The sequence below is a fragment of the Marinomonas hwangdonensis genome (genome assembly GCF_003721245.1).
GTDB classification, from domain to species: domain Bacteria; phylum Pseudomonadota; class Gammaproteobacteria; order Pseudomonadales; family Marinomonadaceae; genus Marinomonas; species Marinomonas hwangdonensis.
Genome location: NZ_RIZG01000011.1, coordinates 23,170 through 42,074, shown reverse-complemented (window position 1 = coordinate 42,074; position 18,905 = coordinate 23,170). Strand labels below are relative to the sequence as shown.

General features: G+C 45.9%; 17 protein-coding genes and 1 pseudogene. 13 read left to right on the top strand and 5 right to left on the bottom strand.

Going from position 1 to position 18,905, the window contains the following annotated elements:
- The first annotated feature begins 79 nt into the window (after positions 1-79).
- The 4 genes from EBI00_RS14290 to EBI00_RS14275 all read left to right on the top strand — a co-directional run bounded on the left by EBI00_RS14290 (position 80) and on the right by EBI00_RS14275 (position 2,991).
- Positions 80-373 (top strand): DUF6172 family protein, encoded by a 294-nt coding sequence (locus EBI00_RS14290; protein WP_123096631.1) that lies wholly within the window; start codon positions 80-82, stop codon positions 371-373.
- A gap of 152 nt (positions 374-525) precedes the next feature.
- On the top strand, positions 526-1,476 hold the full coding sequence (gene thiL, locus EBI00_RS14285; protein WP_123096630.1) for a thiamine-phosphate kinase: 951 nt from the start codon (positions 526-528) through the stop codon (positions 1,474-1,476).
- Between the two features lie 64 nt (positions 1,477-1,540).
- Positions 1,541-2,023: a phosphatidylglycerophosphatase A family protein gene (locus tag EBI00_RS14280; protein WP_123096629.1), complete on the top strand. Its 483-nt coding sequence runs from the start codon at positions 1,541-1,543 to the stop codon at positions 2,021-2,023.
- Between the two features lie 275 nt (positions 2,024-2,298).
- On the top strand, positions 2,299-2,991 hold the full coding sequence (locus tag EBI00_RS14275) for a hypothetical protein (protein WP_123096628.1): 693 nt from the start codon (positions 2,299-2,301) through the stop codon (positions 2,989-2,991).
- Between the two features lie 37 nt (positions 2,992-3,028).
- Here EBI00_RS14275 and EBI00_RS14270 read toward each other — a convergent pair whose 3' ends face one another.
- Positions 3,029-3,835, bottom strand: a complete 807-nt coding sequence (locus EBI00_RS14270) for an amino acid ABC transporter permease (RefSeq protein WP_123096627.1) — start codon at positions 3,833-3,835, stop codon at positions 3,029-3,031.
- A gap of 98 nt (positions 3,836-3,933) precedes the next feature.
- Positions 3,934-4,722 (bottom strand): transporter substrate-binding domain-containing protein, encoded by a 789-nt coding sequence (locus EBI00_RS14265; protein ID WP_123096626.1) that lies wholly within the window; start codon positions 4,720-4,722, stop codon positions 3,934-3,936.
- A 214-nt stretch (positions 4,723-4,936) separates the two neighbouring features.
- Between EBI00_RS14265 and EBI00_RS14260 the strand changes: the two genes are divergently transcribed.
- The 7 genes and pseudogenes from EBI00_RS14260 to EBI00_RS14230 all read left to right on the top strand — a co-directional run bounded on the left by EBI00_RS14260 (position 4,937) and on the right by EBI00_RS14230 (position 13,106).
- A complete protein-coding gene (locus EBI00_RS14260; RefSeq protein ID WP_123096625.1) occupies positions 4,937-5,782 on the top strand; it encodes a hypothetical protein in 846 nt (281 codons plus the stop codon).
- A gap of 23 nt (positions 5,783-5,805) precedes the next feature.
- Positions 5,806-6,282: a GNAT family N-acetyltransferase gene (locus tag EBI00_RS14255; protein WP_123096624.1), complete on the top strand. Its 477-nt coding sequence runs from the start codon at positions 5,806-5,808 to the stop codon at positions 6,280-6,282.
- A 22-nt stretch (positions 6,283-6,304) separates the two neighbouring features.
- On the top strand, positions 6,305-6,856 hold the full coding sequence (locus tag EBI00_RS14250) for a DJ-1 family glyoxalase III (RefSeq protein WP_123096623.1): 552 nt from the start codon (positions 6,305-6,307) through the stop codon (positions 6,854-6,856).
- Positions 6,857-7,129: 273 nt separating this feature from the next.
- Positions 7,130-8,260, top strand: coding sequence for a glutamine-hydrolyzing carbamoyl-phosphate synthase small subunit (carA, locus tag EBI00_RS14245; RefSeq protein ID WP_123096622.1), 1,131 nt, complete (start codon positions 7,130-7,132; stop codon positions 8,258-8,260).
- 23 nt (positions 8,261-8,283) lie between these two features.
- Positions 8,284-11,499 (top strand): carbamoyl-phosphate synthase large subunit, encoded by a 3,216-nt coding sequence (gene carB / locus EBI00_RS14240; protein WP_123096621.1) that lies wholly within the window; start codon positions 8,284-8,286, stop codon positions 11,497-11,499.
- Positions 11,499-11,975, top strand: coding sequence for a transcription elongation factor GreA (gene greA / locus EBI00_RS14235; protein WP_123096620.1), 477 nt, complete (start codon positions 11,499-11,501; stop codon positions 11,973-11,975). The genes carB and greA overlap by 1 nt, the downstream gene beginning before the upstream one ends.
- A 136-nt stretch (positions 11,976-12,111) precedes the next feature.
- A pseudogene (locus EBI00_RS14230) lies at positions 12,112-13,106 on the top strand (lipoate--protein ligase).
- A 169-nt stretch (positions 13,107-13,275) separates the two neighbouring features.
- Here the strand turns inward: EBI00_RS14230 and EBI00_RS14225 are convergent.
- The gene (locus EBI00_RS14225) at positions 13,276-13,905 is read right to left on the bottom strand and encodes a DUF1349 domain-containing protein (protein WP_174714933.1); all 630 of its coding nucleotides are present in this window, start codon (positions 13,903-13,905) and stop codon (positions 13,276-13,278) included.
- Positions 13,906-14,163: 258 nt separating this feature from the next.
- Here EBI00_RS14225 and EBI00_RS14220 point away from each other — a divergent pair, with 258 nt between their 5' ends.
- Positions 14,164-15,303 (top strand): Fic family protein, encoded by a 1,140-nt coding sequence (locus tag EBI00_RS14220; RefSeq protein WP_123096618.1) that lies wholly within the window; start codon positions 14,164-14,166, stop codon positions 15,301-15,303.
- A gap of 26 nt (positions 15,304-15,329) precedes the next feature.
- On the opposite strand, the gene EBI00_RS14215 is transcribed toward EBI00_RS14220, so the two are convergent.
- Positions 15,330-15,974, bottom strand: coding sequence for a hypothetical protein (locus tag EBI00_RS14215; protein ID WP_123096617.1), 645 nt, complete (start codon positions 15,972-15,974; stop codon positions 15,330-15,332).
- A gap of 823 nt (positions 15,975-16,797) precedes the next feature.
- Here EBI00_RS14215 and EBI00_RS14210 point away from each other — a divergent pair.
- A complete protein-coding gene (locus tag EBI00_RS14210) occupies positions 16,798-17,019 on the top strand; it encodes a type II toxin-antitoxin system Phd/YefM family antitoxin (RefSeq protein WP_123096616.1) in 222 nt (73 codons plus the stop codon).
- Positions 17,020-17,248: 229 nt separating this feature from the next.
- Here the strand turns inward: EBI00_RS14210 and pgi are convergent, their stop codons facing one another.
- A complete protein-coding gene (gene pgi / locus EBI00_RS14205) occupies positions 17,249-18,895 on the bottom strand; it encodes a glucose-6-phosphate isomerase (RefSeq protein WP_123096615.1) in 1,647 nt (548 codons plus the stop codon).
- Positions 18,896-18,905: the final 10 nt, after the last annotated feature.

Below are 18,905 nucleotides of genomic sequence, written 5' to 3'. Positions count from 1 at the left end.
GATTGGCTTACAACCCGCTATCATAGGCGGGTACTAAGGCGGTGGTTATGCTGTCTTACCCAATATTTTTAGGATCATAATGAAAAAGACGTTTGCTCTATCCCACCCCAAACTTTCATACCAGCGCATTATCGAAGCGGCGAAAAACGAAGTGAAGCAATACATCAAAGCGGAGCGCAAAAAAGCTTTGCCAGAAGGCATGGATTTTTGGGGATTTAATTGCAAGTTCGGTCAAACCGCAGACAAAGCCAGATCCATTCATGAAGGCGACATCAACACCAACATTAGCTCGGCGCAAAGCCAGCATTGGAAATCGTTTTACCTAGAAGTGATCCCAACGCCTAAGATGCGTGCTAAGCGTACAGAAGACTAACGCTTTCCATTTCGGTAATAAGAAGCGGTAACAAGACATTCAAAAAGGGCAGATTGTGCTAAGCAATCCGCCCTTTTTGCTTCTGACATCGGGTTAACAATGCGGTATCCTCATTGTTATAACCCTTTTAATGCAGGAAAAAGGATCATCGGTTGAAAGAATTCGAGTTGATACAACATATTTTCCAAGCGTCTGTCATGGCCAGTACGCAGGGGCGTGGGGATCTTTTGTTGGGCATTGGGGACGATTGCGCTCAAGTGATGGTGCCACAAGGTCAGAGCTTGGTGTTTTCCATGGATACTTTGGTGGAAGGGCGGCATTTTCCGTTTGATGCAGACCCTGTTGACATAGGTTATCGCGCGGTAGCCAGTTGTGTGAGTGATTTGGCGGCGATGGGCGCAAAACCCGCGTTTTTTACCTTGGGATTAACCATCCCTGAGTCCGATCCGCAATGGTTAGCCGGTTTGGCCCAAGGCATGGCGGAACTGGCTGAGCCAATTGGTTTGGCGTTAGTGGGTGGCGATACCACCAAAGGACCACTGACGATTACGTTGCAGGTGCATGGTTATGTGGAACCAGAGCAAGCGCCTTTGCGCTCCCGTGCGAAAGTGGGCGATGATATTTATGTCACCGGATTACTGGGTGATGCCGCGGCGGCGGTGCCCATTGTGACCGGCGAGCTACAGGTGTCTAGTGAACGCTTTGATTATTTTTATGAGCGCTTTTGGCGTCCTCAACCTCGATTAATTGGTGGTATGGCACTCAAACGAGTTGTCCATGCCATGATGGATATTTCCGATGGCTTGGCTCAGGATCTTCAGCATATACTTAAAGCTTCTGGCGTTGGGGCAAACATTGATACCACTAGTCTACCTATTTCTGCGCAATTGAAGCAGTGGCAGCCAGAGTCTGCCGTGGCGTTGGCGTTAACCGGTGGCGACGATTATGAATTGTGTTTTACCGCACCGAAAGAGCAGGCGGCTGAGATTGCTTTAATCACGCAAACCCTCAGTCTGCCTTGTACCAAAATAGGCGAAATTGTTAGCGACGGCTTTAATCTGCAAGGCTACGACGGTGAGATTACTGGCTTTCAGCATTTTTAGTGGCATTTTTTAATGTTTGATACTGAATTTTTAGTGTGTAACTTAATCAATAGGTAATGGTTTTATGGCGAATTCTGCCCCTGCGTCGGTATGGCGCAACCCGATACATTTTTTAGCATTTGGTCTTGGTTCTGGCGCCGCGCCGAAAGCCCCAGGCACCTTTGGCACTCTTGCGGCCGTGCCCATCTTTGTGTGGTTGTTGCAGGACCTCAGCAGCACTCATTACCTCATTATGCTGGTGGTGACGTCACTGGTGGGGATTTATCTGTGCGGAAAAACCTCCAAAGACCTAGGCGTTCATGACCATTCTGGCATTGTCTGGGACGAATTTGTCGGTTTCTGGATCACCATGTGGCTCGCACCGGCGGGTTGGTTTTACATCGTGCTTGGCTTTGTACTGTTTCGCCTATTCGATATTCTGAAACCTTGGCCGATTTCTTGGATAGACAAACATGTACACGGTGGCTTCGGCATCATGCTAGACGATATTCTCGCTGGCATTATGTCTTTTGTTGTCCTACAAGCTTTGGTTACCTTCGTTTTATAGCGCTTAATTCCTTCCCCTTTTGTCTTCCAAGGGTAAGGTTAGGATGAGGTTGTTTATGTTACTTGAACTGCCTTGTTGCCATCGACCGAATAACATTTTTCCTCGAAACTACCGCCTCCCTCGTCGGAATGTTATTCGCCCATGACTTCTGGTTATTGGCTGCGGGGGGATTCTTGTTTCCATGTGCAGCACAAAAAAGCCAACTTCGTGTTGGCTTTTTTGTGTGTATCTGGATATTGTTTTGACTGCATGGCAGTTTGAGTAAGGTATCAGTAATGGCAGGGTTAATTAGGAAAAATGAAGATGGCAATTGGTATCCAAGGCCTATTGCTCAACTTGAGGGTTTGTTAGGGAATGCTATTTATTCTGGTCGAGGTTATGAACATTGTTATGCTTTAAAGAAAAACCTTGCATACAATCTGCAATATATTGAGTTCCAAGACAGAGTGTTACAGGATCTTAAGTTAAGTTCTGTGCTGCAAACTCAGACGATAAAAACAATTGTTCTTGTAGGTGCTGGTATTGTCGAATCGGTTTTACATTTTATGCTTATTGTAAATAATGCACATTCAACCACTGAGTGGAAAGAGAAAACCAAGTTTAAAGGTAACTCTAAAAAAGTCGGTGGCGTCCAAGTAAAGATTGATACGATCTTATATGAAAAATTAGATAGTCCAAAATTGAAGCATATGACCTTTGACGCAATGATAAAAAGTGCAAAAGCTAAAAAGATTTTTGGATATGAACCAATTATTTATGAAAAACTCGAAGCATTAAGAACTTTAAGAAATAAAGTTCATTTACAAATAATAAATGAACATACAGATACTGATTGGAACTCATTTGATTTAATTAATTTATCAGATATATGTAAGCTATTATTTGTAATTCTGAGTAATGTTTTTACCCCAAGCGAAAACCAAAAAGCTTACTTTGACTATTTAAAGAGGAATTTTATAAATGAGTAGTTTCAATTGAACTACTCATTTTAGTCGTGGCTTTTAATCAATGATGATCATTGCGTCTTAGGTGGCTTTCAAAAGCTCGTATCATGAGCGATAAGCTGAGTGTCAGTACGAGGTACATGAAGGCGACGACGTTGTAGGTTTCGAAGAATTGGAAGGTGGAGGAGCTGTATACCTTGCCAAGTTGGGTGATGTCTTGCACGCCGAGTACCGAGACGAGCGCAGAGTCTTTGATCATGGCGACGAAGTCGTTGCCAAGGGGCGGTAAGATTTTGCGCATGGCTTGGGGTAGGGTGATCAAACGGAATCGATGCCAGTTGGATAGCCCTAGTGCTTTGGCGGCTTCTATTTGGCCTTTGCCCACTTCTTGAATGCCTGCGCGGAAGACTTCGGCAATGAAGGCGCTGTAACTGATGGCAAGGGCGATAATAGCGCGCCACAGTAGGGTAAAGTCACGTGTACGGGCCTCATCTATCCAGCCAGCTTGAATGGGTATCTGTAAAACCCAGTTGTAAGCTTTGACCATTTCCGGTGCGCCGACAAAGGCGATATAGAATAACAGCACGAGCACGGGAATACCGCGGAAGATTTCCACATAAAAACGTGCAAATTCTCGTAGTAGGCGATGACGAGAAAATCCAGCCAGTGCGATAAGCAATCCGAGCAAGCTGGCGAGTACAAAGGCCGAAAATGTCACGCCTATGGTGGTGAGTAGTCCTTGGCTTAGGGCGCGGGCGATGCGTTGATAGCTTTGGTCAGCGACCATGTTCCATAATAGAACCAATGCAAGAATAATAATGGCGACTAACCACCAGGGCGTACGTTCTACGGTTTTTTTAAAGGGCATAATCAATTCATGGCAAGACCATTCCTTGGTCGTCTTCAATAAAAAAACGGAAGATCTAAACAGTAGACCATCCGTTACTGTGTGCTAATGACGTCAGGTTACTGGTTATAGTCGAAAAACCATTTTTTGTTTAGTGCATCCAGCGTACCGTCGTTTTTCATACTGGTGATGGCCGCATTAATAGGTTCAACCAGGTCAGATCCCGGAGTCAGGATAAAGCCGAAGTCTTCTGAACCTAGTGGGCCACCAACGATTTTAAACGATCCTGGGTTGGCGCCTATGTAGCCGCGGGCTGATGTGGCATCCATTAATACGCTGTCTACATCGCCAGACTTCAGAGCTTGAACGGATGCGCCAAAGGTGTCCAATAGAGTAATGCGTGGGTTGCCCTCGTCACCATCAAGCACATCGTATACTGCGACATAGAAGTTGGTGGTGCCGGGTTGTGCGCCAAACTGCAGGTCTGGGTTGGCGGCAAAGGTTTTGGCATCCTGAAAGCGATCTTCATCAGCACGCACCAACATGAATTGCTGAGACGTCATGTAAGGAATGGTGAAGTCAATTTGTTGGGCGCGTTCTTCATTAATAGTAATGCCGTCCATGCCAACATCGTATTGGCCTTGTTTGACGGCTTGGATCATGGTGTCCCAGCTACTGAGGTGCCATTCAATCTTGGCGTTTAAGCGTTTGCCAATTTCGTTCATGGCGTCGTATTCCCAACCAATGCCTTTGCCGGTGGCTGGGTCAACAAAGTTAAGGGGGGTGTAGGCATTTTCAGTGACCGCTAAAATAGTGCGACCTTTAAGGTCTGGCAAGCTGTTGGCGAAGCTGAGGCTGCTTATTGAAACTGCAGCGATAACCATTAAACGAGATAATAAGGAGATCATGCTTTTTTTACCTTTTTAAAATGTAGAAAGAGCCTGGAATGAGGCGATAGTCAATGCGCTGCGATTATACACAGGCGTTGAACAAAGATCTCTAGCAAGCATCAGGCCATCAAGTGGCATGTCGGCGCATAAACGAGTATATTTACTCACCAAGATTTAAACCGATGAATGTGCCTATTTAAGGCCGCAACTTAAGCCTGACACTAAGGTTATTATGTCCCGTGAACTCCCCCTTCAACAGGCGTTTCAAACTCATTGCTTAGGGCAAATAGGTGTCGTGTCTTGGTTGTCTATTGAGAAAAATGGGTCTGCCACGGACAGTGTCACTGGAACGATTTTTATGCCAGTTCACCCTTGGCCTGTCGATGTGGCAACGTCGTCTGATTCTTCCTTGTCCAGTTCTTCAAGTTTCCCGTCATCAACGGGGTTTAGGTCCGCTGAACCAGCGCCGGAGCCAATCGCGACATTATTGTCAGAAGAAAAAGCTCCTTTGGTTCACAACCTTCGTGAGCAGTTAAACGCTGGGCCAGAAATCCTTGTTGAGGACTTGCAGCCCATTGAAGAATTGGCCGTGGATATTGTGGTTGAGCCGGATCCTGTCATCCATAATCAAGTGGCTCGTCTTGATGTCCGTGCCTATGCGTTGTCGAATAAACTCTTGATTATCAGCGATGTACCGAGCGTCTTCTCGCAAGAACAGGACGTTGAGCGTTTGGTGTTGAAAATGGGCCAAGCCTTGCTAAAACAGCCAATTGATGAGTGGCAAGGCAGTGCTTTTACTTGGCCTGGCGCATTAAAAAATCCGTATTTTATTGGTCGCACGGATTGGTTGCTCGGTGCTTTAGAAAGCTACCTTACTCGATTGATTAAAGGGTTTTCTACAGAGCCCATGTTAGTGCTGGCGGGTGCTCAGGTTACTCAGTTGGTTGATGACTTGCCGGCTGAGAGTTCATTAAAGCAATATCCCGCCGCACGCATTGTCAGCTTGTCTGAACTACATCGTATTCCCGAATTGCGCAAAGAGGCGTGGGACATTATGCAATCGAGCCTTTTCCGTTAATCTCTTTTGAGGCAGAGAAAATTATGACCTTGCCTATTTTGATTCGTCCGGCTATTGCGTCTGACTTACACGCCATTATTCAGCTTGATGTCACATCTAATCCTCACCCTTGGAGCGAAAATCTCGTAGCGGACGCTTTGCAAACTCGCAAGAATTGGGTCATTGAGTCACTTGATGCCGCCTCTGTAAACTTGTTAGGTTGGCTGACGGCGTCGGTGGTGCTTGATCAGTCCGAATTAGAATTAATTGTGATTGATTCCTCTGTCCGTAGACAGGGGCTGGCCAGACAGTTGATCATGGTTTGGTCGCAAACCGTCGCACAGCAAGGCATTCGTGAGCTATTGTTGGAAGTGCGTGAGTCGAACCTGGGTGCTATTGCGCTTTATGAGTCTTTGGGGTTCGAGTTGGTTGGGCGTCGAAAGAATTACTATCCAATAGAGAAAAAAGGACAAACAGGGCAGGGTCATGAAGCGGCCTGTCTGTTTACGTTAAGAATCTAATGTATTTTTAAAGAGGCAAAGTATGAGCAAAGTATTAGTTCCTATTGCCAATGGCAATGAAGATATTGAGACGATTACCATTATTGATGTGCTGCGTCGAGGTGGCCTGACTGTCACGGTAGCGAGTATTCATGATACCAAGCCAGTAGTGTTGGCGCATGGCGTTAAGTTAGAAGCGGATGTTTTGTTAACGGATGTGGCAGATCAAGTATTTGACGCCATTGTCTTGCCAGGTGGCATGCCGGGCGCTGAGCATTTGCGCGATTGTGAGTTGCTGATCGACATGCTGGAAAAACACGACATTCAAGACGCCTTGTTGGCGGCTATTTGTGCCTCCCCAGCGGTGGTCTTCGGCACCCATGGTTTTGTGGTAGATAAACAAGCCACCTGTTATCCCGGTTTTGAAGCGGGGTTAATCGGTGCTGAGTATTTGGCTAATGAACCTGTGGTAATGGATGGAAATATTTTAACCGGCCGCGGCCCTGCGGTGGCTATGGTCTTTTCGTTGACTGTGCTGGGTAATTTGCAAGGCTATGAAGCGGCACAAAAAGTGGCTGATGGCTTATTGTGCTAAAACCTGATACCCAGTGAGTCACCGAACATGGTTATTCCTGACTAAAAAGTCAAGAAAAAACTGGGCTTAATCGTGTGTTTTTGGCCCTTTTCTTGGCAATTCGGTGGACGCTAAAGGCGTATCAGAGTAGAATTAGGCAGATTTTTTGAACGCGAGATCTCTTGATTATCGATCATTAGATGAACGGCAAAAACGCAATTTCTTAAAAGCGAGATGAGCCGCCGGTTTGTCTCGCTTTTTTGCAACCTGATAGGCTCTAAATGGGAGGTTCCTTTGGCAACATCAGCGATTCTGGCTCTGGAAGACGGCACGATTTTTAAAGGGGTGTCGATCGGAGCAGATGGCTCCTCAACCGCCGAAGTGGTTTTTAATACTTCGATGACTGGTTATCAAGAAATTCTTACTGATCCTTCCTACGCTCGACAAATGGTCACCTTGACTTATCCCCACATCGGCAACACCGGTGTTAACTCTGAAGACGAAGAATCCGACAACGTGTGGTGTGAAGGCCTAATCATCCGTGATCTGCCTTTGGTGGCGAGCAGCTGGCGCTCACAAGAGTCTCTAGATTCTTATCTTAAGCGTAAAGGCGTGGTGGGTATTGCTGACATAGACACACGTAAGTTAACACGTATTCTGCGTGAGAAAGGCGCGCTAGCGGGTTGCATCATGGCAGGTGAAAACCTCGATGAAGCGGCAGCGGTCGCAGCGGCTAAAGCATTCCCTGGCTTGAAAGGCATGGATCTTGCGAAAGAAGTGACGGTTGAAAAAGCGTACGAGTGGACGGAGTCGACTTGGGATCTTGTGAAAGGTCACACAACGCCAGACGCTTTCGATTTCCACGTGGTTGCTTATGACTACGGTGTAAAACGCAATATTCTGCGTATGTTGGTTGAACGTGGTTGCCGTTTAACGGTTGTGCCTGCGAAAACACCAGCAAAAGATGTCTTAGCCATGAATCCTGACGGTGTTTTCTTATCCAATGGTCCTGGTGATCCAGAGCCATGTGATTATGCCATTCAAGCCATCAAAGAAATTTTAGAAACCGACATTCCTGTGTTTGGTATCTGTCTTGGCCACCAACTTTTGGCTTTGGCTTCTGGCGCGAAAACCAAGAAAATGAAGTTTGGTCACCACGGTGCAAACCATCCGGTACAAGCTATCGAAAAAGGCACTGTGATGATCACCAGCCAAAACCACGGTTTTGCGGTAGACGAAGACACCTTGCCAGCTAACCTTGTGATGACTCACAAATCTTTGTTCGATGGCTCTTTGCAAGGCATCGCTCGTACTGATAAGAGTGCATTCAGCTTCCAAGGTCACCCTGAAGCGAGCCCGGGGCCACACGATGTTGCGCCGTTGTTCGATCAGTTCATTGAAAACATCAAAGCCACTAAAGCCTAAAAGTAGGAGCGGAGCGAAATATTATGCCAAAACGTACTGACATAAAAAGCGTCTTAATTTTAGGTGCAGGCCCTATTGTTATCGGTCAGGCTTGTGAGTTTGACTATTCTGGTGCGCAAGCGTGTAAAGCGCTTCGTGAAGAAGGCATTCGCGTTATTCTGGTGAACTCAAACCCAGCGACCATCATGACAGATCCATCGATGGCGGATGCGACTTACATCGAGCCAGTTGAATGGAAAACCGTAGAAAAAATCATTGAAAAAGAGCGTCCAGATGCGGTTCTACCGACGATGGGCGGTCAAACTGCATTGAACTGTGCGTTGGATCTTGAGCGTCACGGCGTGCTAGAAAAATACAATGTTGAGATGATAGGTGCGACAGCTGACGCGATCGACAAAGCGGAAGATCGTAGCCGTTTTGATAAAGCGATGCGCTCTATTGGCCTTGAATGTCCACGTGCGGGTATTGCTCACAACATGGAAGAAGCGCTGAAAGTGCAAGCGGAAGTCGGCTTCCCATGTATTATCCGTCCTTCTTTCACCATGGGCGGCACTGGTGGTGGTATCGCGTACAACATGGAAGAGTTCGACGAAATCTGTACTCGTGGTTTGGACTTGTCGCCAACCAACGAATTGCTCATCGATGAATCTTTGATCGGTTGGAAAGAGTACGAGATGGAAGTTGTCCGCGACAAAAAAGACAACTGCATCATTGTTTGTGCGATTGAAAACTTTGACGCTATGGGGGTTCACACAGGTGACTCCATTACAGTTGCGCCAGCACAAACTTTGACGGATAAAGAATATCAAATCATGCGTAACGCTTCTTTGGCGGTATTGCGTGAGATCGGCGTAGAAACTGGTGGTTCTAACGTACAGTTCGGTATGGATCCAAAAACAGGTCGTCTTGTTGTTATCGAGATGAATCCTCGTGTGTCTCGTTCGTCTGCGTTGGCCTCGAAAGCGACGGGCTTCCCGATTGCAAAAATCGCCGCGAAATTGGCGATTGGTTACACTCTTGATGAGTTGCAAAACGACATTACAGGCGGCCAAACACCAGCGAGCTTTGAGCCTGCCATTGACTACGTTGTCACTAAGATTCCTCGTTTCACATTCGAGAAATTCCCAACCGCTAACGACCGTTTAACCACGCAAATGAAGTCGGTTGGTGAAGTGATGGCGATTGGCCGTACTTTCCAAGAGTCTTTGCAAAAAGCATTGCGCGGCTTAGAAGTGGGTTCTGATGGCTTCAATCCTCAGTTGGATTTTGCTGAAGAAAACAGCAAAGAGAAATTGGCTTACGAGCTTCAATCGCCTGGTTCTGACCGTATTTGGTACATTGGTGATGCCTTCCGTTCTGGTATGACAGTAGACGAAGTTTACGAAGCAACAGGTGTTGATCATTGGTTCTTGGTGCAAATCGAAGACTTGATCAAAGAAGAAGCTGCGTTGGCAGACAAGGGTCTGATCGACATGACTTACGACGTGATTCGTCGTTTGAAGCGTAAAGGCTTCTCTGATGCGCGTCTTGCTAGCTTGTTAAGTGTGACTGAAAAGTCTATGCGTGAGCGTCGTTATTTGATGAACGTTCATCCAGTTTACAAGCGTGTTGATACTTGTGCTGCAGAATTTGCCACTAACACAGCTTACATGTACTCAACGTATGAAGATGAATGTGAAGCAGCGCCAACGGATCGTGAAAAAATCATCATCCTTGGTGGTGGTCCAAACCGTATCGGTCAAGGTATTGAGTTTGACTACTGCTGTGTACACGCAGCGCTAGGTCTACGTGAAGACGGTTACGAAACCATCATGGTGAACTGTAACCCTGAAACCGTATCGACTGACTACGATACGTCTGACCGTTTGTACTTCGAGCCAGTAACGCTTGAAGACGTGTTAGAAATCGTTCGCAAAGAAAAACCAAAAGGCGTGATCGTTCAATTCGGTGGTCAAACGCCGCTGAAAATCGCTCGTGCTTTGCAAAACGAAGGCGTGCCAATCATTGGTACAACGCCTGAGTCTATCGACCGTGCAGAAGATCGTGAGCGTTTCCAAAGCATGATTCAGCGTTTGGGCTACAAACAGCCTCATAACGCGACAGTGCGTAGTGTTGAGCAAGCGGCTGCGAAAGCGGCTGATATCGGCTACCCACTTGTGGTTCGTCCATCCTATGTATTGGGTGGTCGTGCGATGGAAATCGTTTATAACGAAAAAGAATTGATGCGTTACATGACAAGCGCTGTGAAAGTGTCTAACGACAGCCCAGTATTGCTAGATCACTTCTTGAATGCAGCGATTGAAATCGATATCGACTGTATCTGCGACGGACATCAAGTAGTGATCGGCGGCATCATGCAGCACATCGAACAAGCGGGCGTTCACTCTGGTGACTCTGCCTGTTCTTTGCCTCCATACTCTTTGTCAAAAGAAGTGCAAGACGACATTCGTGAGATGATCACCAACATGGCCCTAGAACTTGGCGTTGTTGGTTTGATGAATACTCAGCTTGCGGTTCAGGATGGCGAAATTTATGTGATCGAGGTTAACCCTCGTGCATCACGTACAGTGCCTTTCGTTTCTAAGTGTATCGGTCGTTCTTTGGCGCAAGTTGCCGCCTTGGTTATGGCAGGTAAAACACTGGAAGAGCTTGGTTTCACCAAAGAAATCATTCCTTCTTACTACAGCGTGAAAGAAGCCGTTTTCCCATTCAATAAGTTCCAAGGTGTCGATCCGATTCTTGGGCCTGAAATGAAGTCTACGGGCGAAGTGATGGGCGTGGGTGATACCTTCGCAGAAGCGTTTGGTAAAGCGGTTCTTGGCGGTGGTACGGAATTGCCAACATCTGGTCGTGCTTTCATCAGTGTTCGCGATATGGACAAAGAAGGTGCGGTAGACGTTGCTCGTCGCTTGGCTGAACTAGGCTTTGATCTTGTCGGCACCGAAGGCACAGCGAAATACCTAACTGAGCGCGGCGTTGAAGTTCGTAAAGTGAACAAGGTGAATGAAGGTCGTCCACATATCGTTGATATGATGAAAAATGGCGAAATTGATTACATCATCAACACCACGTCTGGTACGCAAGCGATTGCCGATTCTTCTGTCATTCGTCGTACAGCTTTACAGCGTAAGGTTTGTTACACTACGACATTGGCTGGTGCTGAAGCAACGAGTATGGCGATTAGCCTAACAGGTGAAACGAAAGTTAGAAGACTGCAAGATTTGCACTTGGGGAAATAATGAAAAAGGTACCAATGACAGTAGAAGGTGAGGCTCGTCTTAGAGAAGAGCTTAATCACTTGAAAACTGTCGTCCGTCCTCGCGTGATTGCGGATATCGCAACCGCGCGTGAGCATGGCGACTTAAAAGAAAACGCAGAGTATCACGCCGCTCGTGAAGAGCAGGGATTTGCTGAAGGTCGTATTAAAGAGATCGAAGGCAAACTTGCTGATTCACAAGTGATTGACGTTAAAGCTTTGCCAGTATCATCTAAAGTAATTTTTGGTACTACCGTAACGCTTTTTAACGTTGATACGGAAGAGACAGTTACTTACAAAATTGTCGGTGATGATGAAGCTGATGTGAAAGAGAAGAAAATCTCTTATGCTTCTCCAATCGCGAAAGCCATCATCGGCAAGGAAGAGGGTGACGAGGTCATCGTCAAGATTCCAAGTGGTGAAGCCACTTACGAAATCGAAAAAGTCGAATATCTTTGATTTAATCGGAATGTTTCTAAATGGAATGTTTCTAAAAACCACGGCGTGAAAGCACCGTGGTTTTTTTATACCTGTAAACGCGTTATAAAGGTAGCTGATTGTTAAGTTTATCCTTTTTGTGACAAGAGAAAACGCCATGGCTAGCCGAATTCTACTTTCCCATTCCAATAACCCCCACTTTAATCTTGCTGTGGAAGATTGTATTTTCCGCACTATGCCTGCGAATCAACGGGTGTTATTTCTGTGGCGTAATGCCGATACGGTAGTGATTGGCCGCTTTCAGAATCAAACAGGATGGAGCAAGACAAGATTCACCTTGCTCGTCGCCAAAGTGGTGGCGGTGCGGTGTTTCATGACTTGGGCAATACCAATTTTACTTTCATGGCAGGTAAGCCTGAATACAACAAAGAAGTGTCTACTGAGATCGTGTTACAAGGCTTGAAGAAGCCTCGAATTGAAGGCTACGCAAATGGTCGCAATGACTTAGTCGTCGGCGAAGGTGAAGAAATGCGAAAACTCTCTGGTTCCGCCTACAAAGAGACTAAGGGTCGCGGCTTTCATCATGGTACTTTGTTGCTGCATGCGGATTTAAGCCGCCTAGCCAATTATCTTAATCCCGATGTAAAAAAGCTCCAGTCAAAAGGCATCACCTCCGTGCGCTCACGAGTCACCAATTTAAACAGTTTGTATCCAGCAATTGATCATCAGCTCGTTTGTGACGCCATTGTCGAAGCGTTTTGTGAATACTTTGATGAAGTGCCAGTCATAGAGGAAATATCCCCCGACGCCTTGCCAGATCTTCCTGGTTTTCTTGAAAAATTTGAACAGCAGCAAAGCTGGGATTGGAATTTTGGTAAATCCCCGCAGTTTACTCACACCCTAGACGAACGCTTCAAATGGGGCGGCGTCGAAATTCACCTTGATCTGAGCAACGCTCACATTACCGCTGCACAAACCTTCACCGACAGCTTGTTTTTCGATCCAATAGAACAGCTTTCAGCAAAACTTGTTGGTGTAATGTATCGACCAGACGCCATCGCAGCTTGCGTCGATTCGCTCATTGAAAGCTTTCCAGACCATAAAATGGATTTAGAAGAAATGAAAGCGTGGTTAGTGAAGGCGGTTTCTTAGGGGTGGCTTTTGAGATTGCGACAATATTCTCTGGTAGGTCGTGGCTTTAGCCCGACAGGTTACGAAGCGGCTATATAAGCGTGAGCCGAATAATTCGCTTAATCGGCTCACATGATGAAAGGCAGTTGGCAACATCCTGATTGTCTAAGCTTTATCTTTGACGTTGGGTTTAGGCGGAGTGAGCTAGCCATTTACAAGGCTCTAAACTCATATCGGTGAACGTAGCGGTAAAAGATGAATTCTGAGGGCTGCACGCATACACACCGAATTTCACCGATTTCTCTGCGGGTTGTGGCGGGTTGCATTTACCCATTTCGACTGTTGTCTCACCAAGCTGATGCAAATGAAATACGCGCATTTGATTGAAAACGATACCATCAAATGATGATTCAATCAGGAAATCAGCTCCTCGACGGCTTAAGCGATACCAGATTTCTTTTGGTAAGGGAATATCTGAGGTGGCCCAGTCTGAGTAACCAAAATTCGTTACGACACTTCCTAGTCTTGAAAATGCTTGGTTTTCGTATTCAATGGAGGCTTTGAACCAATTCTCATTATCGAGGTAGATAATAAGACCACATTGATCAAATTGAGTGTGGTAAGTGAAATTGGCTTTGGCGGTAAAGGTGAAATTTTCTTCAGATTCGATCTGTAATGCGGGAGCATTGTCATTACGAAAGCCATAGTAACTGCGTTGCCAGAGATCTGTGTTTGGCTCAGTTGTTATAGAGACTGAGTCTGTGTTCACTTCACTAAATTTTGGCTCAAAAATCCATTTACCATTGGTGAAATCGACCATTTTAATTCTCTACGCTCCTTCTTGAATTTGTTTGTTGCTGGTGCTGCCCGTAAATTTATTGCTCTGGTGGTTTTTGTATCTTTTTTAACGTTTTTTGTCCAATCTATTAAGTGAAAAGATAGCATTGAAAAGTCAGGCGTTGTGTCTTGATGATTTGCACTGATGACTAAATAAAAGCCTGTGAGCCGGATAATAGGTTTATTCGGCTCATAAAATAATGCTATTCTGAGCCGAATGTTTACTTAATCGGCTCATACTATGAAATACAGCTGGCAACATCCTGATTGGCCAAATTTCACCTTTGACGAAACTCAGTGCCGAGATGCTTTGTATCAGTACGCGTTAGAGGCTGGTCGTTTGTCTGGCGGAATGGGCCAGCTTGAAAAAACCTTGCAGTACGATGCCTATATCGATCTCATGGTGAGCGAAGCTATCAACACCAGCCAAATCGAAGGCGAGCGATTGGATCGTGAAGATGTGCGGTCTTCTATTAAGAACTTCTTAGGCTTGAGTAATCCACCAACGCGAGTCGCCGATCCACGAGCTGAAGGTATGGCCGCTTTGATGGTCGACGTGCGTAATAACTTTGCTAGCGAACTCACAAAATCTACCTTGTTTCATTGGCATCAATTAGTTCTTCCGCAAAAAGAAAGTAATCTGCTGCCTCGTAACCTAAAAGTCGGTCAATGGCGAGATTCCGCAGAACCTATGCAAATAGTCTCTGGCCCAATTGGCTATGAGAAAGTGCATTACGAAGCGCCGCCAGCGCATCAAGTCAATACAGAAATAAACCGATTTTTAGATTGGTTTAACCGCTCTAACCCTTTAAAAGCAGAGAGAGAGATCGTTCTCTCTGGTCCTGTTCGCTCAGCGATTGCGCACTTGTGGTTTGAAACCATCCACCCATTTGATGATGGCAACGGTCGAGTAGGGCGAGCGATTGCCGAAATGGCATTGGCTCAAGATCTCAATCGACCGCCACTACTTAGCTTGTCGACAATAATCGAGAAAGATAAAAACGCCTATTACGATGGACTAAACAAAGCCAGCCAATTTACTTTAGATATCACCGACTGGGTAACATGGTTCGTCGACTCGGTTCTGCTGGCACAGCAAGAAGCCGCTCATAAAGTCGACTTTGTATTAAAAAAAGCCAAATACTGGGAAAAACATCAACATACCGAACTGAACGAACGCCAAAAGAAAGTGCTCAACAAGCTCTTTAGTGCAGGATCCGACGGCTTCGAAGGCGGACTTAGTGCCAAAAAATACATCAGCATCACCAGCAGCTCAAAAGCCACCGCAACCCGAGACCTCAGCGACTTGGTTGAAAAAGAGTGTTTGTACCGCTTGGAAGGCGGCGGCAGGAACGCGAGGTATGGGTTGGATCTTGGGTAAAAGTTTAAATTCTATTAAGCTTGTTATTAATATTCTGCATTAGTATATCTGTCGGAAAGATCTTGCTGTCTTTCAATCCAAGCATCAAATGTATCTGGATCTTTCGCTACCTCAAGCATTTCTTGTAAGCTTTTATTGTCCATGGCGAGATTGAGACTACTTTGAGCGAATTTCCAAGCATCTGGAAGTGCGGAGTCGGACAGATATTCATCAAAAGCATCGAGCTGTGAGCAGATATTTTCGAATATTTCTTTATCTATCGGGACATGATTGAAGTGGACGCTATCTTTTCTACCAGACATGCTGGCTGGCACAATTCCAATATTCCCAAGATGAAAGAAAAACGATTGGCTTTCCTTTTCAAAACCACCATGTGCAAATGTATTTCGATATTTCTCTTTTAATTGCTTCAATGTCTCATAATGTTGGTTTGTTTTAATGCTGAGGACTTTCTTAAGTTTTTCTGACCAGTTTTTGCTGACAAACTTTGTTAGATCATCTCGTTCTCTGTCGTAATTGGAAAAAGGAAGTGCAAGTACTAAGAAGTGCTCTAAACGACTAAAATAAGCATCAATCATCGCTAGTGCGTTATATCCTCCTTCGTGACTAGTGTTGCTTTCTGACCTTAAGAGTTCAACTATTTCTTTAATATCCTTTATATCGCCTTTCATTTCTTGTGGAGTGTAATTCGACTCTGCTTGTTCTCTAAAATAGTGATATCGATCATCAAGCTGGTTGAATTGGTTTGAGATGGTTATATTACCGTCTTTTATTTGTTGTTTAGCAAAGTCTTCAAGAATATTTTTTTCAGCTGATTTGAGGGCTTTTTCAAATTTTCCTAAAACTTCTTTTGACTTTGCTTCAGTATTTTTTACAGAGTAAAAGTATAAACCGAATTTCTCATTCGAAATTGCTCAGTCCGCCCCTTTATAGGTAAACGGGATTATCCAATGCATCTTTTCTTCAGGATATCCTAAGGGGAATTGACAGATTCCTTGTAAAAGAAACAGTAAAAGGTTTGGAGTAGGGAACTGGCTTCTTGAAATTGGGCAGCGTTCTGCATTATTACCCCATATCAATCCTGGAGCGCTTTCTCTTGCAGGTGAAAAGTCTTTCAATTGGCGTTTTATATGTTTGGTTGGAGTCATGAAGTGAGCTCTTGTCAGTTAATTGTGTCGGAATGTAGGTATATTTATCGATACTAAAAGGCTTTTTATTTATCTGCTAGTGAAAACATAAAAAGCGCTATATCAGAAAATATCAAAGTTTTCTTAAACTTGCCGTTCTAAGATATGAGCTACTCAAAAGCCAAGCGGCGTTTCGATGAGGTAGGCGGCAGTTTCGAAGAGAAACGCCGCTTGTCTTGGTCATGTGAGTTCGTGTCGGGTCGAAGCCGCCGCGACCTACAATAATGCCCGTTTCTCAGGCGGTTGTTGATTTGCTTGTGGTGTTTGACTACATTCGATTGGGTTTGATTAATAGTAAGTGTTGAGTATGGATACGATGGGCTGTGAAGAAGTACAAGCCAATTTAGTGAAAATGATGAAGAAGGTTTGTGATGATCATGCGCCAGTTATTGTTACGCATAAAAGTGGTAAGCCAGTTGTCATGATGTCGTTGGCGGATTATCAGTCTATACAAGAAACGGCTTATTTGTTGGGTTCACGAGCTAATGCTAGAGCACTGCTTGATTCTATCGATGAGTTAGAGACATAAGAAAGCCAAGCGGTGTTTCGATGAGGTAGGTGATAGTTTCGAAGAGAAACGCCGCTTGGCTTGGTGTCATGTACAAAAGTCTGTATCGGGCTGATGATGGCTTCATGTGGAGAGGTTGTCGGGCTGAAGCCGCGACCTACAATAATTGGCTCTTCTGATAGGGAAGGGGCAAAACAAAAACACCAGCCGAGGCTGGTGTTTTTTCTGGCGCTGTCAGAAAGTTTGGCGGTTAAGCTTGAGCTTTCTTGAACGCGTTGATCAGTGCTTGAGTAGAAGCGTCTAGTGCGCTGTTGTCGCTGTCGCTGACTAGGCGGTTGTAGATGTCGGTACCCAATACTTTGCCCAGTTCCACGCCCCATTGGTCGAAGGAGTTGATGCCCCAAATCGTGCCTTGTACAAAAGTACGGTGCTCGTAGAGGGCGATCAAGGCACCAACGGTCGCTGGTGTCATTTTATCCGTCAGTAGGGTGTTGCTTGGGCGGTTGCCTTTGATCACTTTGTGCGGTGCAATCTTGGCGACCTGTTCTGCGGTTGCGCCAGCATCACGAAGTTCTTGCTCTGCTTGCTCAAGAGTCTTACCAACCATCAAGGCTTGCGACTGGCTTAGGCAGTTAGCAAACAATTGTGTGTGGTGTTCGCCAATGGGGTTGTGAGACGCCAAAGGTGCGATAAAGTCCACTGGGACAAGGCGTGTGCCTTGGTGTAATAACTGGTGGTAAGCGTGTTGGCCGTTGGTGCCTGCGCCGCCCCAGATGATGGGGCCTGTGTCGGTTTCTACGCCATCGCCATTCAATAGATTCGCTTTACCATTGCTCTCCATGTCGAGCTGCTGAATATGAGCTGGCATGGCGCGTAGGTAGTGGTCGTAAGGAATCAAGGCGTGAGTTTGTGCGTTGTGGAAGTTGATATACCACACGCCAAGGGCGCCCATGATGACCGGCAGGTTTTCTTCAAATGGCGCGGTGCGAAAGTGCTCGTCCATTTGGTGAGCGCCGTCTAGCAAGGCGTAGAAGTTGTCCATGCCCACGGCAATGGCAACAGGTAAGCCAATGGCCGACCAAAGAGAGTAGCGTCCGCCCACCCAATCCCACATGGGGAAGATGTTTTCTTTTGCCATGCCGAAGTCGACGGCTTTTTTCACGTTGGAGCTGACTGCTGCAAAGTGTTTGCTGACGTTATCTTGTGAGCCGCCGTTGCTTAGGAACCAATCGCGCGCTGCGTTAGCGTTAGACAAGGTTTCTAAAGTGCCGAAGGTTTTAGATGAGATCACAAAAACCGTGGTTTCAGGGTTCACTTGCTTGAGTTTGCCAGTGATGTCTGAACCATCAATATTGGCAACAAAGTGAACCTTGATGTTGTCTTTTTTGTACGGTGTTAAGGCTTCAGCGACCACTTTTGGGCCAAGGTAAGAGCCGCCGATTCCGATAGAGATAACGTCGGTAATGCGTTTGCCTGTGTAGCCTTTCCATTCGCCGCTGTGTAGCTGGGCAACAAAGGCGTCCATTTGTTTCAGTGTCGCGCGGACTTCGGCGAGGACGTTGACGCCATCGACCAGCAGTATTTCTTGCGCTTGGCTAGCACGTAGAGCGATGTGTAAGACAGAGCGATCTTCGGTGTTGTTAATATGCGCGCCGCTGAACATACCTTTAATGGCGCTTTCTAATCCCGCCTCTTTTGCTAGATCCGTCAGTAACGACAGGGTTTTTTCATTGGCGCGGTTTTTTGCGTAATCCAATGTCCAGCCTGCCGCTTGCGCAGTGTATTTTTCCGCGCGTTGTGGGTCTGCTGCGAACAAGGATTTCATGTCGACAGACGCCATTTCTTGTTGGTGTGCTGTTAATGCCTTCCAAGCAGTCAATTCTGTGGGTGAGCCCATTACAATCTCC